Origin of the sequence: Mucilaginibacter sp. R-33, from assembly GCF_049949235.1 — a bacterium.
Lineage (GTDB): Bacteria > Bacteroidota > Bacteroidia > Sphingobacteriales > Sphingobacteriaceae > Mucilaginibacter.
Window position 1 is genome coordinate 5,338,930 of the sequence record NZ_CP188089.1, and the last position, 17,104, is coordinate 5,356,033.

Annotated in this window: 15 protein-coding genes; 6 read left to right on the forward strand and 9 right to left on the reverse strand. The window is 45.0% G+C overall.

Going from position 1 to position 17,104, the window contains the following annotated elements; translation table 11 throughout:
* Nucleotides 1–38 precede the first annotated feature (38 nt).
* On the forward strand, nt 39–1,364 hold the full coding sequence (locus tag ACP26M_RS22045; protein ID WP_426583329.1) for a D-alanyl-D-alanine carboxypeptidase/D-alanyl-D-alanine-endopeptidase: 1,326 nt from the start codon (nt 39–41) through the stop codon (nt 1,362–1,364).
* 122 nt (nt 1,365–1,486) lie between these two features.
* On the opposite strand, the gene efp is transcribed toward ACP26M_RS22045, so the two are convergent.
* From efp to ACP26M_RS22075, 6 genes are all read right to left on the reverse strand, one after another.
* Nucleotides 1,487–2,050: an elongation factor P gene (gene efp, locus ACP26M_RS22050; protein WP_090532660.1), complete on the reverse strand. Its 564-nt coding sequence runs from the start codon at nt 2,048–2,050 to the stop codon at nt 1,487–1,489.
* Between the two features lie 226 nt (nt 2,051–2,276).
* On the reverse strand, nt 2,277–2,897 hold the full coding sequence (locus ACP26M_RS22055; RefSeq protein ID WP_426583332.1) for an ABC transporter ATP-binding protein: 621 nt from the start codon (nt 2,895–2,897) through the stop codon (nt 2,277–2,279).
* Between the two features lie 150 nt (nt 2,898–3,047).
* Nucleotides 3,048–3,833, reverse strand: coding sequence for an acyl-ACP--UDP-N-acetylglucosamine O-acyltransferase (gene lpxA / locus ACP26M_RS22060; RefSeq protein WP_090532656.1), 786 nt, complete (start codon nt 3,831–3,833; stop codon nt 3,048–3,050).
* A complete protein-coding gene (locus tag ACP26M_RS22065; protein ID WP_354485210.1) occupies nt 3,830–5,236 on the reverse strand; it encodes a bifunctional UDP-3-O-[3-hydroxymyristoyl] N-acetylglucosamine deacetylase/3-hydroxyacyl-ACP dehydratase in 1,407 nt (468 codons plus the stop codon). The genes lpxA and ACP26M_RS22065 overlap by 4 nt, the downstream gene beginning before the upstream one ends.
* Before the next feature lie 21 nt (nt 5,237–5,257).
* Nucleotides 5,258–6,307 carry a UDP-3-O-(3-hydroxymyristoyl)glucosamine N-acyltransferase gene (gene lpxD / locus ACP26M_RS22070; protein WP_426583335.1) on the reverse strand — a complete coding sequence of 350 codons (1,050 nt, stop codon included), beginning with the start codon at nt 6,305–6,307 and terminating at the stop codon, nt 5,258–5,260.
* Between the two features lie 446 nt (nt 6,308–6,753).
* Nucleotides 6,754–7,986: an HD domain-containing protein gene (locus tag ACP26M_RS22075; protein WP_426583337.1), complete on the reverse strand. Its 1,233-nt coding sequence runs from the start codon at nt 7,984–7,986 to the stop codon at nt 6,754–6,756.
* A gap of 262 nt (nt 7,987–8,248) precedes the next feature.
* On the opposite strand from ACP26M_RS22075, the gene ACP26M_RS22080 reads away from it, so the two are divergent.
* The gene (locus tag ACP26M_RS22080) at nt 8,249–9,802 is read left to right on the forward strand and encodes a PglZ domain-containing protein (protein ID WP_426583339.1); all 1,554 of its coding nucleotides are present in this window, start codon (nt 8,249–8,251) and stop codon (nt 9,800–9,802) included.
* A gap of 338 nt (nt 9,803–10,140) precedes the next feature.
* Here the strand turns inward: ACP26M_RS22080 and ACP26M_RS22085 are convergent, their stop codons facing one another.
* From ACP26M_RS22085 to ACP26M_RS22095, 3 genes are all read right to left on the reverse strand, one after another.
* On the reverse strand, nt 10,141–10,908 hold the full coding sequence (locus tag ACP26M_RS22085; RefSeq protein ID WP_426583341.1) for an exodeoxyribonuclease III: 768 nt from the start codon (nt 10,906–10,908) through the stop codon (nt 10,141–10,143).
* A gap of 188 nt (nt 10,909–11,096) precedes the next feature.
* Entirely contained in the window at nt 11,097–11,807 is a 711-nt protein-coding gene (locus ACP26M_RS22090) for a peptidylprolyl isomerase (RefSeq protein WP_426583343.1), read from the reverse strand.
* A gap of 278 nt (nt 11,808–12,085) precedes the next feature.
* On the reverse strand, nt 12,086–12,436 hold the full coding sequence (locus ACP26M_RS22095) for a hypothetical protein (RefSeq protein ID WP_090532643.1): 351 nt from the start codon (nt 12,434–12,436) through the stop codon (nt 12,086–12,088).
* A 200-nt stretch (nt 12,437–12,636) separates the two neighbouring features.
* Between ACP26M_RS22095 and ACP26M_RS22100 the strand changes: the two genes are divergently transcribed.
* The 4 genes from ACP26M_RS22100 (at nt 12,637) to tsaE (ending at nt 17,093) form a co-directional block, all read left to right on the forward strand.
* Nucleotides 12,637–12,960: a hypothetical protein gene (locus ACP26M_RS22100; RefSeq protein ID WP_426583344.1), complete on the forward strand. Its 324-nt coding sequence runs from the start codon at nt 12,637–12,639 to the stop codon at nt 12,958–12,960.
* Between the two features lie 74 nt (nt 12,961–13,034).
* Entirely contained in the window at nt 13,035–15,356 is a 2,322-nt protein-coding gene (locus tag ACP26M_RS22105) for a TonB-dependent receptor (RefSeq protein WP_426583346.1), read from the forward strand.
* Between the two features lie 195 nt (nt 15,357–15,551).
* Nucleotides 15,552–16,529 (forward strand): alpha/beta fold hydrolase, encoded by a 978-nt coding sequence (locus tag ACP26M_RS22110; RefSeq protein WP_426583348.1) that lies wholly within the window; start codon nt 15,552–15,554, stop codon nt 16,527–16,529.
* A gap of 147 nt (nt 16,530–16,676) precedes the next feature.
* Nucleotides 16,677–17,093 (forward strand): tRNA (adenosine(37)-N6)-threonylcarbamoyltransferase complex ATPase subunit type 1 TsaE, encoded by a 417-nt coding sequence (gene tsaE / locus ACP26M_RS22115; protein WP_426583350.1) that lies wholly within the window; start codon nt 16,677–16,679, stop codon nt 17,091–17,093.
* Nucleotides 17,094–17,104 lie beyond the last annotated feature (11 nt).

Consider the following 17,104-nt stretch of genomic DNA (forward strand, 5'->3'; position numbering starts at 1 on the left):
AAATTTACGAGATTTATTTGTTAAAAAATTATTTTATTATGCGAAAGTCAACAATTTCATTTTTGTTAATTGTTTGTGTTTTATCCCTTTGTTGTGATATTGTTTATGCCCGTTCCATAAAAAAACGAAAGGTTAAAAAGCTGTTTAAGCATTCGCAGATTGTTAATGATCATTTTACCGGGTTCGCCCTTTATGATTTGGACGAGCATAAAATGATATATGAATTAAATGCCGATAAATACTTTACACCGGCATCCAATACCAAGCTTTTTACTTTTTATACCTGTTTGAAAATGCTTGGCGATTCTATCCCGGCATTGCGTTATCAAACCCGCGGTGATTCGCTGATATTTTGGGGTACGGGCGACCCTTCTTTTTTGCACAGCGATTTGAAGGGGGTAAACGGGCTTAACTTTTTGAAGAGCAGCAGTAAACACCTTTTTTATTCGCCCGGCAACTATACCGGTGAGCCTTTTGGTGCAGGATGGGGCTGGGACGATTACAATGATTATTACCAGGCCGAAATAACCGCCCTGCCAATTGAGGATAATGTTGCTCAGCTGTATGCCGATAATGACGGTAACATGCAGGTAATGCCCCAATATCTAAAACGGTTTTTAAACGCGGATATTAATTATCGCCCGGCTCAGTTTAAAGTTAAGCGCGATTTTATCAGCAATAATTTTGTGTACCCTGCCGGGGAGATTCCCAAAAACTACAAACAGGAAATCCCATGGAAAACAAGCCTGCAGCTTACCATGGCCCTGCTGCAGGATACGCTTAAAAAGCAGGTATCCTTATTGCAGGAACCAATGGCTGCCGATGCGCGGGTTATTTATAATACCAATGCCGATTCCGTTTACCGGCGGATGCTGCAGCCGAGCGATAATTTTATTGCCGAACAATTGCTGCTGGTGTGCTCGTCGGCAAAGTTTAATACCCTCAGTACCGATTCGGTGATCAATTACTCAAAAACACATTTTTTGAATGACTTGCCCGATGTGCCGCAATGGGTTGATGGCTCGGGATTGTCGCGGTATAATTTGTTTACCCCCAGAGACCTTGTAGCCCTGCTACTCAAAATTCAGGATGAGGTGAAAGATGAAAACCTGTTACATAGCATGATGCCGGTAGGCGGCGTAGCAGGTACAATTAAAAGCGCCTATAAAACCGATAACGGGCATCCTTTTGTTTGGGCAAAAACCGGATCGTTAAGCAACAATCATAACCAAAGCGGCTACATAGTTACCCGCAAAGGCAAACGCCTGGCTTTTGCATTCATGAACAATAATTTTACCCGGCCAACCCGTGAAATAAGAGATGAGATGGTCAGGATCATGACGTACATACATGATAAGTTTTAATCTCTCTGTTGGGATCCCGAAACAAGTACGAAATGAGCGGGGCTAAAACCAGGAAGAGGTTTCGTGAAAACGAAACCTCTTCCTGGTTTATATCTGTTTCCTGCCCTTTGAGGGCCGGTGGATTAACCTTTTACACGCTCAACGTAAGCGCCGGTAGCGGTATCAACTTTAACTTTATCGCCAATGTTGATGAACAACGGTACACGGATCTCCGCGCCGGTTTCAACGGTGGCATTTTTCAAAGCACCGCTTGAGGTATCACCTTTAACGGCCGGCTCGGTGTAAGTGATTTCCAACTCGGCCGAACCCGGGATAGAACCCATGATGGGCTCATCGCTTTCGAAGGCAACAATTACGTTCATGCCTTCTTTCAAAAATTTAACTGCCGGGCCAAATAATGCCTTTGGTACGTTATGCTGATCGTATGTGGTGTTGTCCATTACTACTAATGAATCACCTTCGTCATACAGGTATTGATAATCATTGGTTTCAACGCGGGCTATGTCAACCTCTTCATCGGTACGGAAACGGTATTCAACCAGTTTACCTGATTTAACGTTGCGCATACGGGCCTGGTAAAACGCGCGTAAGTTGCCCGGGGTACGGTGTAAAAACTCCTCAACCTGAACTAATTCGCCGTTGAAGCGAAGTACATTTCCATTTTTAACATCTGATGCCTTAGCCATAAAATAATATTGAGGCGCAAACTTAGTTACTTAAGCGCAAAGAAACAAGTAGTTATGTTGGTGAATGGTTGATTGGGCTGATTAGGTGAGTGGTTTCTTTGCTGGTGAGTGGTTGATAGAGTTGATTAGGTGAATCGTTTACTCTTGGTAAAAGGGTATTAAATTTTCGATGAGCATTGAATATTTAACTATTCAACCATTCTCCACTCACGCAATCAACCACTCACTACACCTTATAATCCACAATACTCAACCTGTGATTACAGAAGCCGTACTCATGTTCCTGGTTGGAGCATACGATGGTAAGGCGGCCTGCGGCGAATTGCTGAACGAGGTTTAAGTACCAGTCAACGCCCTGGGTATCCAGGTTGGAAGTTGGCTCATCCAGCATAAGCATGTGGGTATCGGCACAAAAAGCAAGGGCAAGCTTAAGGCGCTGTTTCATCCCCGACGAAAAGTATTTAATAAGCTTGTTGGCACTTTTAGGCAGGTTGAGCAGCGCGATAACCGTTTCTTTATCTATACCCGGTTTAAAGCTTTTGAATTTGAAATGAAAATCGATCATCTCGCTCATGGTAAACTCTTCTATCAGCTCAAGATAGGGAGCAGCCAGGCTTAAATGAGTAAAAACGGTGCCTATTTCAACCGGCTTGCCTTCGTTAGCAAATTCAATTTTGCCTGTAGAAGGCGAAAGGCTCCCGTTTAAAACCTGCAGTAAGGTTGATTTTCCGGAACCGTTTGGGCCAAGGATAGCATATGACTCGCCGGAAGTAAAGGTATAATCCACTCCCCTGAAAATCCAGTCGCGGTTAAAGCGGCGGCCGATGTTTTGGAGGGTGATGATCATAGGGAGCTTATGGTTGATGGTTCATAGTTCATAGCCAAAGAACCTGTTTTGGCTAATGGCTGATACTGGTCTTATGGGTTATAGTTCATAGTGATTTGCAAAACGGCCGGATGTCCGGCTATGAACCATGAACTATAACCCATCAACAATTTAAGTATTCCCAAAGCCTTTCATGATACCCCTTTGCGAGTTTTGCAGGAAGTTGATGATCTCATCGCGTTCTACACTTGGGGTAAACTCGGCCTCGATGATATCAAGTGCTTTGGTTACGTTATATTTTTTGAGGAATATGATCCGGTAGATCTCCTGGATTTCGGCTATTGTAGCAGCCGAAAATCCCCTGCGGCGCAAGCCTACAGAGTTGATACCTACATATGATAGCGGTTCGCGACCGGCCTTGGTAAACGGGGGAACGTCTTTACGTACCAATGAACCGCCCGAGATCATGCTATGCGCGCCGATTTCAACAAACTGGTGCACGGCAGATGAGCCGCCGATGAAAGCGTAATCATAAACTGTAATGTGACCGGCCAGCTGCACCGCGTTGGCAACAATTACGTTATCGCCGATAACACAATCATGCGCTACGTGTACATAAGCCATCAGCAGGCAGTTGCTGCCAATGGTGGTGGTATTTTTATCAAGGGCTGTACCACGGTTAAGGGTAACACACTCACGTATGGTAGTGTTATCGCCAATGGTTACGGTGCTTTGCTCGCCTTTATATTTTAAATCCTGCGGCGGGGCGGATACAACCGCGCCGGGGAAGATCCGGCAATTTTTACCTATGCGGGCGCCATCCATAATTACGGAGTTGGAGCCGATCCAGGTACCTTCGCCAATTTCAACATCCTTATGGATGGTAACGAATGGTTCAATTACCACGTTATCGGCAATTTTGGCCTGTGGATGGATGTATGCTAATGGCTGGATCATGCTTCAGATTCTTTTACTTTTACAATTTGAGCCATCAGTTCGGCCTCAACAACAACACGGTCGCCCACCATGCCTATACCTTTCATGGTAGCTATGCCGCGGCGGATGGGGGCAATCAGGTCGCAAATATAAATAATGGTATCGCCGGGAACTACCTTACTTTTAAAGCGGGCGTTCTCAATTTTCAGGAACAGGGTAAGGTAGTTTTGCGGATCGGGAACTGTGTTTAACACCAGGATGCCGCCTGTTTGCACCATACCCTCAATTTGTAATACACCGGGGAAGATTGGCGCGCCGGGGAAATGGCCTTTAAAAAACTCCTCGTTAATGGTTACGTTTTTGCACCCTACAACGTGGCTTTTAGTAAGCTCCAGGATCTTGTCAATCATCAGGAATGGCTGACGGTGAGGCAGCATGCCCATGATATCAACGGTGTCAAAAAGCGGCTTGGCATTCAGATCGTAAGTTTTTACCTGTTTGCGGCTTTTTTCCTTTTTGATGAGCGCTTTAATCTTTTTAGCGAAGGCAACGTTAGCTGCGTGGCCAGGCCTTGCAGCCATGATATGGCCTTTCAACGGAACCCCTACCAATGCCAAATCGCCAATCATATCCAGCAATTTGTGACGGGCAGGTTCGTTCTGGTGCCTTAGCTCAATATTATTTAAAATACCCTGTGGCGCAACGCTGATATCCTTGCGGTTAAACAGCTTGGCAAGGTGGTTAAGTTCTTCTTCGTCAACATCTTTATCAACAACAACAATAGCGTTGTTCAAATCGCCACCTTTGATGAGGTCATGCTTTAAAAGCATTTCCAACTCATGCAAAAAGCAGAAGGTACGGCATGAAGCAATTTCTTTTTTAAACTCGCCAATGGTTGAGATACTGGCATGCTGGCTACCCAGCACCTGCGAGTTATAGTCAACCATACAGGTAAAACGGTAATCATCCAAAGGCATGGCAACCATTTCAACCTTTCGCTCAGGTTCAGAGTAATGAATGTTATAGGGAATATGATAGTATTCGCGGTCGGCATCCTGTTCAACCAGCCCAACTTCGGTTATTACGTCAACAAACTGGATCGAGCTGCCATCCATAATGGGAGTTTCGGGGCCATCAAGATCAATCAGCAGGTTATCAACTTCAAGCCCAACCAAAGCGGCCAGCACGTGTTCAACAGTATTTACTGTAGCGCCGTTCTGGCTTATAGATGTTCCGCGCGAGGTATCACTCACGTTATCAACATCGGCATCAATAATTGGCGCACCGGGAATATCAATCCTCCTGAATTTATAACCGTGATTTTCAGGGGCGGGATTAAAGGTCATTGTAACGCTTTGTCCGGTGTGTAAGCCTGTTCCTGATACCGAAACCGGCGCTTTAATAGTTCTTTGTTTAACGTTCATATTTAAATTTACAGGCTAAGGCTATTCGCTTGCCTTGCCTTTACGTAGTTCTTCAATTAATTTTTCAAGCTCGTAAACCTTACGGTCAAGCTCGGGTAGCATTCGCAGCTTCGCGTGGGCACGAAGGTAATCTTTATATGGCATATTTGGAGAGCCACCCCATACCTTACCTTCTTCTGTAATAGAGCGGTTTATACCGGTCTGGGCCGAAAACTGCGATCCGTTAGCTATATTAAGATGACCGGCAAAACCTACCTGCCCGCCAATAACAACCTTTTCGCCAATTTTGGTACTGCCCGATATACCCGATTGTGCCGCAATTACAGTGTGTGCCCCAATTTCAACATTGTGGGCAATCTGGATCAGGTTATCAATTTTAGCCCCTTTACGCACTATGGTCGAACCCATGGTCGCCCTGTCGACAGTAGTATTTGACCCCACTTCAACATCATCCTCCAATATCACGTTACCAATCTGCGCAATTTTAGTGTAAGTGCCGTCGGGATTAGGGGCAAAGCCGAAACCATCGCTGCCGATAACTGCTCCTGAATGCACTATCACATTGTTGCCGATAACGCAATCAAAGTAAACCGTAGCCCCTGCAAACAGCGTTACATTGTTGCCAAGGGTTACATTATCGCCAATATTAGCGTTTGGATAGATCTTACAATTATCGCCGATGCTTACATTTTGGCCGATATAAGCAAACGCGCCGATATAAACGCCCGCTCCCACCTGTGCTGTGGGATGGATAAAGCTTGGCTGTTCAATTCCTTTTTTATCAAGCCTGAAAGTGTTGTACTTATCAAGCAGGACAGTGAACGCGCTGTAAGCGTTTTCAACCCTGATCAGTGTAGCTTTTACGGGCTCCGTTAACTGCTGATCATTATTAACAATAACAATGGAGGCGTTGGTAGTATACAGAAACTGCTCATACTTAGGGTTGGCCAAAAAAGAAAGGCTGCCGGCCCCGGCTTCCTCTATCTTGGCAAGCTGGCTAACAGTTGCCGAAGGATCGCCTTCTACAGTTCCGTTGAGCAGTAAACTTATATCATGAGCGGTAAATTGCATCGGGCAAATTTAAATGTTAAAATTGAAGCAACAAATTATTAATGAGTTATGAACACGCGTTAAAAAGTTTTGACTGTCAACGCGTTTTATTTTTCACCATTTCTTCATTTGTCGCAGATGGATAATCGGTTTCGTTTTGCTATTTGTTAAATCCAAAGTACAACGCTATTGTTTTATCGTTCTTTTTAAATAGGGGCGTTGCCTGCGGCCGGGCTTTCCGTTCCAAGTCCTCGCTTGCCCAACCCCTAATTCCAACCCGCGCTGTGGGCTTTCCACTACAATCCCTAACGCGGCCAGTGCACATTTCCGGCATTTATCCATAATGCCTTTTTATGTAGAGACGCATAATTGCGTCTCCTTTAGGACAGATCGCTTTGCCAATCCCAAACTGCAGTAACCTGCATGCGGGAGACGCAATTATGCGTCTCTACAGTGAAAACCGCCTGTTAATTCAACAACTCCTTGTTATAACAAAGGATATATTTTTTCACCGTCTTGGCCAAAGCCACAAGGTTTGAATTGTCGCTGGCGGCAGCAATATCTTTCACCTCGCCGTTCTTCATCAATATACCAATGTTGCCATCGTTTTGGTTGTAAGCGTTATTACGGATAGATGTAGTAAATACAAAGTAAGCCGCAGCTTCTTCATAACTAATGCCATACTTTTCCATCGCCTTTTGACGAAGGCTTTCAACAAAAGCTTCATCGGGGCATTCATTGGTAATATCAACCCTGAAAAGGCTGCGTTGTACCAGGTTTTTGCAAAGATGAGAAAGTACCAGGTCGGGGTGATAGGCCCACACTTTTACCGATGCCATAATATCGGTATCATCCAAACATGCAAAAGTTTCCAGGTGATGGTCCTCGTTCATGAAAGCATCCCGGCTGATGCGGTTCTTTAAAAAATGCAGCAGGGCCGGAGTAGCAAATAGTTCCTTACCCTGCGAAATCAGTTCGCGGCCGCGCCTGAAGATCTTGGTTAACACCTCCTCGCCCGCTATCACTGTTTTATGCAGGTAAACCTGCCAGTACATCAGACGGCGGGCAATCAAAAATTTCTCTATCGAGTAAATGCCTTTTTCGTCAACAACCACATGATCGTCTTTAACATTGAGCATCTTAATGATGCGCTCGGAACTGATCACCCCTTCGGATACACCGGTGAAGAAACTGTCGCGATTAAGGTAATCCAGCCTGTCCATATCCAGCTGACTGGATACCAGTTGATGTAAAAACTTACGCGGATAGGTATCATTAAAAATATCAATGGCCATGGTAAGCTTACCCTCAAACCGGGCATTAAGCTTATTCATCAGCATTGATGAAATATCTTCATGGGCAATGCCATCAATAATGGTATTTTCCAAAGCGTGAGAAAATGGGCCGTGGCCAATATCATGCAATAATATGGCAATGGTAACCGCTTCTTCCTCTTCGGCAGAGATCTGGTGGCCTTTGCTTCGCAATGTTTCAAGCGCGGTATCCATCAGGTACATGGAGCCCAAAGCATGATGAAAACGGGTGTGCAGTGCGCCGGGATAAACCAGGTGCGTCATGCCCAGTTGCTTGATATAGCGTAACCGCTGAAAGTACGGATGGGATATGAGGTCAAAGATCAGTTCGGTTGGGATACTGATAAAACCGTAAACCGGGTCGTTAATTATTTTCTTTTTATTCAATGCTGCTTATGTAAGTGCAAAAATGTAAAACAAAGGTAAAATAAGCGCGACAGGTTTGTTAAATTTTGTTAATACCTTTACTGAATAACAACAAAAGCATCTATTTGGGGTTTACTGTCTGAATCAGAATTCATAGAATTTTAGGATTCACAGAATTTAATGGTAAAAAATTGATATTTGAAAAGCATTTAACCTTATACCGGATCATTCTGAAAATTTTTAAATTCTGAAAATTCTGATTCAGAAATTTAATATACATATTATGCAAGACACCACCATTTTATGGGCCGATGACGAAATTGACCTGCTAAGACCACATATACTTTTCCTGGGCGAAAAGGGCTATAAAGTAACCACTGTTACCAATGGCTACGACGCCGTCGACTCTTTTAAGAACAATTATTTCGACCTGGTTTTCCTAGATGAGAACATGCCCGGCCTTACCGGCCTGGAAACTCTGCAGCAGATCAAGAACATCAACAATGATGTGCCCATTGTGCTGATCACCAAAAATGAGGAAGAGTACCTGATGGAAGATGCCATCGGTTCAAAAATAGACGACTACCTGATTAAGCCGGTACACCCTAAGCAAATCCTGCTTACTATAAAAAAACTGACCGAAAACAAACGCCTCGTTACCGAAAAAACCACCATGGCCTACCAGATGGATTTCCGTACACTGGGCATGACCCTTAACGAAAACCTGAGCCACCAGGAATGGGTTGACGTTTACAAGAAACTGATCTACTGGGAGCTTGAGCTGGAAAAGCTGGAAGATGCCGGCATGCACGAGATCCTGACACTGCAAAAAGCCGAAGCTAATATGCAGTTTTGCAAGTTTGTGGAGCGCAACTACCTCAACTGGATCAAAAACCCGGACCTGGCGCCAACCTCATCGCCCCAGTTATTTAAAAAGAAAGTATTCCCTAAGCTGGATGGCAAAGGTCCTTTGTTTTTTATATTGATAGATAACCTGCGTTACGATCAGTTTAAGATTATTAACCCTATTATTTCCGAATATTTCAGGTTGGAGGAAGAGGACACTTATTATAGTATCCTGCCAACAGCTACGCAATACGCCCGTAACTCGATATTTTCCGGACTGATGCCTTTGGATATGGAGCGCCGCTACCCGACCATGTGGCAGAATGACGAGGATGAAGGCGGCAAGAACTTGTACGAAGCAGACTTTTTAGCCGATCACCTGAAGCGCGTGTTGCGAAAGGATTGCAAACACTCATACCACAAGATCCTGAATATTGACGAAGGCCGGGCGCTGAATGAGTCGGTGAATAACCTCATGAACAACGAGCTTAATGTAGTGGTGTACAACTTTGTGGATATGCTTTCGCATGCCCGTACGGATATGCAGATGATCCGCGAGCTGGCAAGTGATGATGCTGCTTACCGTTCATTAACCCTGTCGTGGTTTGAACACTCGCCGTTGTTCGATCTGCTGAAATTCTTAGCTCAAAAACAGGTACGGGTGGTGATCACTACCGATCACGGCACTATCCGTGTAAAAAACCCAAGCAAAATTGTGGGCGACAGGAATACCAACACCAACCTGCGTTATAAACAAGGCAAAAACCTGAACTATAATGCCAAGGAGGTTTTCCATATCCGCAACCCGCATGATGCCATGCTGCCAAGGCTGCACATCAGCTCAAGCTTTGTTTTTGCCAAGGAGGATAGCTATTTCGTATACCCGAACAACTACAACCACTTTGTGAATTTTTATAATGAAACCTTCCAGCACGGAGGGATATCGTTAGAGGAAATGATAGTGCCGGTGGTTACTTACGGGCCGAAGTAAGAAAACGCTTTATACACCCGTCATTGCGAGGAACGAAGACAACCGACTGGAGGGAGCTTATTAATAAAACAAATTATAAGTATTAATAATCCCCTATTGGCAGGTCCGCTCTGTATAGTTTAGGATTTCTTCGTGCTACTATAACACATAAAATGGGTGTCATGGGTAGGCTCTCGAAGCATGGTGGGTAGGGCCTCTGCGCGCGAGTCTTCGACAGGCTCAGACTGACAGCCCCCTTTGTCATTAACCTTTGTGTCCTATCAAGGTCCTCAACGAGAGGACTTTGATGGGACATTTAATATTTTTTAAATCTCCCCTTTAGGGGAGATTTAGAGGGGCTAAAACTCCAGCTCCAGCAACACCGGGCAATGATCGGAGTGCTTGGCCTCCGGCAATATAGCCGCACGGCGGATCTTATCTTCAAGCGAGGTGCTGGCCATGGCGTAATCGATACGCCAGCCTAAGTTTTTACCGCGTGATCCGGCACGGAAACTCCACCAGGTATAGTTATGCGGTTCTTTATTAACGTGGCGGAAGGTATCTATAAATCCGCCTTCAATAAAGTTCTCCATCCATTCGCGTTCCTCCGGCAAAAAGCCCGATGAGTTGGCGTTTGATTTTGGATTGTGGATATCAATAGGGCGGTGACAAATATTGTAATCGCCGCAAACTACCAGGTTAGGGTGCTCCACTTTAAGCAGGGTAAGGTACTTGCCAAACTCATCCAGAAAACGGTATTTAAAAATCTGCCGGTCATCACCGCTTGAGCCTGACGGGAAATAAACGCTCATCACTGATACCTCGTCGAAATCAACCCGGATGCAGCGCCCTTCGCGGTCAAAATCCGGAATACCACAGCCGTACTCAATATGCTTGGGCAATATTTTGGTAAAAATGGCCGTACCGCTGTAGCCTTTCTTTTCGGCCGGGAACCAGTAGTGCTGATAGCCCATCTGATCTACCAAACCCAGATCAGTCAATACATCTGGCGTGGCTTTAATCTCCTGCAAACAAACTACATCTGCATCGGTAGCCTGCAGCCAGGCCAGCCAACCCTTGTTTATTGCCGAACGGATGCCGTTAACGTTATATGTAAGTATTTTCATTTGGGATTTCGGATGTTTGATTTCGGATTTGATTCAAATCACAAAACTATAATAAAATTGCGCTATCTGCCGCGGGGTTTCACCCCGTGGTGTACCATGGTTTCAGCTTTCAGCTGAATTTGTGTAAGCTGAAAGCCTACATTATGCCAACCACGAGTTACGCTATCGCTAAACTCGCGACAGCCGGTTTATTTTTTATCCGGAAACAATATCTTATCCAACTGCTTACATTCTTTTTTACTTAGCAATTCAACAGTCATCGGCACATCTGCAACTGGCCGGTCGTTAGTATCCTTTTTTACCGCAGCAATCCTATTTACCATATCAATGCCCGAAACAACTTCACCAAAAGCGGTATAGTTTTGATCAAGATGCGGAGAACCACCAACTGATTTATACCAATCTCGCTGCCATGCCGGGATCTTGCGGCCTTTAAGGCGGGTATTTTCCAGCGTATCCAGTTTGCCGTCGGTAAAGCGTTTGCCTTCCACAATATAAAACTGGCAGCCGCTTGATTCTTTTTTAGGGTTATCATCCCGCGCGGCAGCAAGTACACCGCGTTTATGAAACAGGCTATCGCGAAATTCGGCGGGGATGGTATAACCCACTTCGCCGTTACCCAGTTCAGCGCCGGGTTTTGCTTTTACCGGATCTTTTGAATCCGGGTCGCCACCCTGGATCATGAAATTCTGGATCACGCGGTGAAACAGCGTGCCATTAAAGAATCCCTTTTTGGTTAGTTTGATAAAGTTATCGCGGTGCAAAGGCGTTTCATTATACAGGCGAAGGATACAATCGCCATAAACCGTATGGATCCGCACGTACTGATTTTTAGGCGGCCCGGCAAATGCAGCCGTAAGGGTTAATAAAAGAATGCTTAGGGTAAAAAGTTTCTTCATATACCATTGATTTTTTTGATTTCGATGATTACGTTGATTTTTGACTGATGAAGATAGATTAATTGTTCCGAATGTTTTAATTCCATCCCTGGGGAGGGGTGCGGCCGGCAAGTGTGATGGCAGGGAGGGGTTTATACGCGATGCCATTAACAAGTATGAAAAACCCCTCCCTACGCCCTCCCAGGGGAGGGAGTCGCGCAGTCCCTTGCTTAAAAGCCATTTACAAACACATTAATCCGTCACCAACCACTCACCTAATCAACCCAATAAACCAACCACTACTCAGCCCCCTCCATCTCCTCAAAGTAATTTACAATGAGCGATTTCATCATCATTTCCTGTTCAAGCAGGGTATAATTCGGGATTACTTTTACGCGTTTCCAATGCGGCCAGCCATCCTGGTCAAGGCCTTCCAGCTCGTAAAAGCCCATCATGCTCATTAAGCGGCAGGTGGCGATATGCATCAGCTCTTCTTTTTGGCGCTTGCTAAACTTCCGCGGACCTTGCCCCAGCTCCTGTACCCCGATCAAAAAAAGCATCACCTTTATATCGGGCTTTTCGTTATCAAAATCCTCAGCTATCCGCTGCTGCAGCGCATCCCATTTTTTATTGATCTCGGCAGGTGTCATATTTGGCAAAGATAGATTAGTTCATGGTTCATAGTTGATGGTTCATAGTAAAAATCTGGCAAATGGCTTTTTCCTAACAAACGCCAAAGCCATGAATTATCAGCCATAGACCATGAACACCACATTATTGTTACAATGTTGCATTAATATTCTCGTTTTAATACTTATTTTTGCCGTATTCCGTTAAAGGGATGTTGACTGTGAAAAAAAAACGCTTACATATTGTATTTGCGTGGCTGCTGCTTGTTTGCTTTGCGGCCGGGCAATATATGGTTTATTCGCACCAGCACGCGTTGATCAAAGGAATCACCAAACACAGGCATATGGCTGTTGGTCAGCAAACTGTTAAAGAAAAATGTTTGCTGTGCGATGCCATGCACCATACCGATGCTGTGGCCGTTAGCAACAGTTCATTTTTTATCCCTCTTGTAACTTCTGATCATTTTTTTAAACCCGGCGATTACAATTTTGTAAGCCTTGCGCTTATCCTTGCCGCCGGCCGCGCCCCTCCGGTTATTGCTTAAGGTTACCTTACGCTTTCTTCAAAACATAGCCGTTGATCACAACGGTATTTATTGATTTTTCTTAATCTTTCATCATGAAATTAAAGCTTATAAGCTTCATTATATTGCTGTTAGTGCAGGTTTCCGCATTTGCAGATGTTATTATTGTTAAAGGCCGTGTGGTCGACGCGCAATCAAAACAAACGTTACCGGGTGCTGTGATCACGATCCCCGAATTAAAAATATCTGCCATAACCGATCCTAATGGCGAGTTTTCTTTTAAATCATTACCCAACAGGGGCAGGTTCCTATTCTCGATAGAATATGTGGGTTATAAATCCCTTACCAAAATAGTTGATCTTTCGGCCGGCACCCCGCTGATTTTTGAATTGCAGTCGAGCATTATCGAAACCCACGAAGTGGTTATTACCGGCACAGCTATCAGCGCTAATAATAAACAAAACAGCACATCAGTATCAGCTGTGGGGCGCGATGGCTTGTTAAGGCAGTCAACCAACCTTATCGATGCGCTTGCACACCAGGTACCGGGCATGTCGCAGATCACTACCGGCCCTTCTATTTCCAAACCGGTTATCCGCGGCTTAAGCTATAATCGTGTAGTTACTTTGAGCGACGGGGTTAAACAACAAGGCCAGCAATGGGGCGATGAGCACGGCATTGAGGTTGATCAATACAGCTCAGACAGAGTAGAGGTGCTTCGCGGGGCTGCTTCACTGCTATACGGATCGGACGCGCTAGGCGGTGTTATTAACCTGCTTGAGCCACTTACCCCGCCCGACGGGCAGATCAAAGGTGAGTTTTTAACCAACTACTCCACCAATAACGGCCTAACCGGAACTTCACTGATGCTTACCGGTAACGAAAACGGACTGGTATGGCGTGCCCGCGGTAGCTACAAAAATGCCTACTCCTTTAAAACACCCGATTACTATTTCCCTAACTCCGGGTTTAATGAAACCGACCTGAGCGGTATGATCGGTCTTAATAAATCATGGGGTTACTCACACATCAACCTCAGCTACTTTAAAAACAATATCGGTTTTTACGACCCGGAACCTGCTAATGGCCTCAACTTTTTGCATGACGACGGCACACCATTTACGCAGGATGAATATAAAAGCCGTACGCTTGAATACCCTAAACAGGATATCCGCCATTATAAAATAAACTGGGATAACAACTTCATTACCGAAGGGGGCAACCTGAAAGTGAACCTCGGCTACCAGAAAAACCAGCGCCGCGAGCTCGACGGACCGGATCCTTCCCTGTTCTTTGATTTGAATACGTACTCGGGCGATGTAAAATATTATGTTACCGAGGCAAGCGGATGGCAACCTGTTTTTGGCGCGAGTTCGGACATCGGTCACAGTTTAAACAAAGGCTCGGAGTTTTTGATCCCGGCTTATGATACTTATGGTGTGGGCGCTTTTGCCTATATCAAAAAAACCTGGGATAAAAACACCTTTAATGCCGGTGTCAGGTATGATTATCGTAAAAACGAGGGCAAAGGCCTGGTTGAGGATGGCGAAACCAAATTTACTCCGTTTACCAACAAATTCTCGAACGTAAGCGGAGCGTTAGGTTACACCCACGAGTTTAATGAAAACCTGAATTTCAAGGCCAATGCAGGCTCTGCCTTCCGTGCGCCAAACCCTGCCGAATTAGGATCAAACGGCGTACATGAGGGTACTTTCCGCTATGAAATAGGCAATCCTAACCTGGCGCCCGAAAGAAGTTACCAGGTTGACGCTACCCTGCAATACGACGACAAAGTTGTAAGTGCCAGTTTAGGGATCTATGAAAACTACATCCACAACTATATTTATGCATCGCACAAACAGGGGGATGTAGCACAGGCCGAAAACGAAAGCGGCAGTCTGAGCCAGTTTGATGTGTACCGTTACAACCAGGTTAGTGCTAACCTGTATGGTGTTGAAGGTAACTTTACCCTGCACCCGGTAAGTTTCATCCATTTTGAAAATACCTTTGGCTACACTTATGCCCGTAATAATACGCTCGACAGGCCGCTGGCGTTCATCCCCGCCGGTACGCTGAAAAACACGCTGCGTTTTGAGCCAACTATTAAAGGTTTGAAACAATCATACATTTCGGTAGGTATTGATAACTTCTTTAACCAGTACCGTTATGATTCCGCTTTTGAAACCGGCACCAAGGGCTACACGCTGTTAAATGCAGGCCTGGGCACAACGGTTAACTTTGGCAAACAACCAGTTAAACTGTATGTATCGGGTAATAACCTGGCCAACATCAAATACTATGACGCGCTTAGCCGTCTCAAACCCGGCCGGATAAGTTCGGAAGATCCGGAATTTGGTATTTATAATATGGGGCGCAATATTACCTTCGGTATTTATTTGCCATTGTCCATCAATTAATCATTAATAATGTTTCATATAAAAAGTCCTGCTGCCCGGCGGGACTTTTTTATTTTCCTGCCCCTCGGTTGGCGCACGTATTGTGCGACTGCCCGTGCAGGGATTACATGTACCTTCCTGGTCATCACCAGGTCAAACTCGCCGGCTGGCAGGCCCGGGGGCAAACATTTACTTCTGTCTTCTGTATTTTTCTGTATGCGTAAAATACTTATACTTCTCCTTCTGGTATCAGCTGGCATGGCGGCAAATGCCCAAACCGATACGCTTTCTATTACGCTCGAAAATGTAAAATACCCGTATCCGGTAAATTTTATGCCCATAAAAGTTGAAGGGCAGGATCTGCGCATGGCCTATATGGATGTAAAACCGGCTGCTCCAAATGGCAAATCGGTAATGCTTTTTCACGGCAAAAACTTTGGCGGCTATTATTGGGCAGATGTAATCCGCGTGCTCAGCAGCAAAGGCTACCGGGTGATTGTGCCGGACCAGATAGGCTTTGGCAAATCATCAAAAGCGTTTATTCACTATAGCTTTCATCAGCTGGCAAGGTTTAACAAAAACCTGCTGGATAGTTTAGGGGTTCAAAAGGTTACTTTAATGGGCCACTCCATGGGCGGGATGCTGGCCACCCGGTTTACGCTCATGTATCCCGGCAGGGTTGAAAAATTGCTGCTTGAAGATCCGATCGGCCTGGAAGATTACCGCACATTTGTTCCCTATGCAAGCGCCGAAGACGATTACAAAACAGAATTAAAAACCAGCTACGAGAGTGTTAAGAAGTATTATCAAACATCTTACTTCACCACCTGGAAACCCGAATACGATTATTTGGTTGCGATTGGCGCCGGCGTAAGCAAAAGCGCCGATTTTCCCCGCTATGCCAAAGTCGCAGCGCTCACTTTTGAAATGATTTACGAGCAGCCGATTTGTTACGAATTTGGGCTCATTAAAGTGCCTACAGTGTTGTTTACAGGCAAAGAGGATAAAACCATAGTAGGCAAGGCCCTGCTTAGCGACGAAGAAAAAGCCAAACATGGACAGTATAAAATATTAGGGCCCGAAACGGCTCAAAAGATCCCCGGCTGCAAACTCATCGAGTTTGATAATTGCGGGCATATCCCACATATAGAGGTTAAGGAGGCTTTTTTTAAAGCTCTGACGGCTAATTTATAATTTAGGGATTTTGAGTATTTTTGAATCAGTGCCACTAAGCATAAAAACGTCATTGCGAGGAACGAAGCAATCCCCTACTTACAGGTCCGCTCTGTATTGTTCGCGATTGCTTCGTTCCTCGCAATGACGTACTTAAATTTATTACACGTGCAACTATCTGTAAATTCAACATCTCAATTACCGCAGGCTGCCGAAGCCATCCTGGCCAACTCGGCGGGGAATAAAATTTTTCTTTTTTATGGCGAAATGGGGGCTGGCAAAACAACGCTCATCAAAGCTTTATGTGAAGAGCTCGGCGTAACAGAACAGCCAACCAGTCCTACGTTTTCTATCGTAAACGAATACACCGGCCGCGACAGCAGGATCTTTCATTTTGATTTCTATCGTCTTAAAAATCAAACAGAAGCATTGGATATGGGCTATGAGGAATATTTTTACAGCGATGCCTACTGCTTTATTGAGTGGCCCGAAAAAATTCCCGACCTGCTCCCGAACCGTTACACCAATATCCGGATCCGGGTTTTGGACAGCACCTCGCGCAGCATCAGCATGGAAAATATTTAGTTTTATCATAC

Coding starts and splice junctions, on each gene's coding strand:
- ACP26M_RS22045 (WP_426583329.1), top strand. CDS start 39: ATGCGAAAGTCAACAATTTCATTTTTGTTAATTGTTTGTGTTTTATCC.
- efp (WP_090532660.1), bottom strand. CDS start 2,050: ATGGCTAAGGCATCAGATGTTAAAAATGGAAATGTACTTCGCTTCAAC.
- ACP26M_RS22055 (WP_426583332.1), bottom strand. CDS start 2,897: ATGATCATCACCCTCCAAAACATCGGCCGCCGCTTTAACCGCGACTGG.
- lpxA (WP_090532656.1), bottom strand. CDS start 3,833: ATGATCCAGCCATTAGCATACATCCATCCACAGGCCAAAATTGCCGAT.
- ACP26M_RS22065 (WP_354485210.1), bottom strand. CDS start 5,236: ATGAACGTTAAACAAAGAACTATTAAAGCGCCGGTTTCGGTATCAGGA.
- lpxD (WP_426583335.1), bottom strand. CDS start 6,307: ATGCAATTTACCGCTCATGATATAAGTTTACTGCTCAACGGAACTGTA.
- ACP26M_RS22080 (WP_426583339.1), top strand. CDS start 8,249: ATGCAAGACACCACCATTTTATGGGCCGATGACGAAATTGACCTGCTA.
- ACP26M_RS22085 (WP_426583341.1), bottom strand. CDS start 10,908: ATGAAAATACTTACATATAACGTTAACGGCATCCGTTCGGCAATAAAC.
- ACP26M_RS22090 (WP_426583343.1), bottom strand. CDS start 11,807: ATGAAGAAACTTTTTACCCTAAGCATTCTTTTATTAACCCTTACGGCT.
- ACP26M_RS22095 (WP_090532643.1), bottom strand. CDS start 12,436: ATGACACCTGCCGAGATCAATAAAAAATGGGATGCGCTGCAGCAGCGG.
- ACP26M_RS22105 (WP_426583346.1), top strand. CDS start 13,035: ATGAAATTAAAGCTTATAAGCTTCATTATATTGCTGTTAGTGCAGGTT.
- ACP26M_RS22110 (WP_426583348.1), top strand. CDS start 15,552: ATGCGTAAAATACTTATACTTCTCCTTCTGGTATCAGCTGGCATGGCG.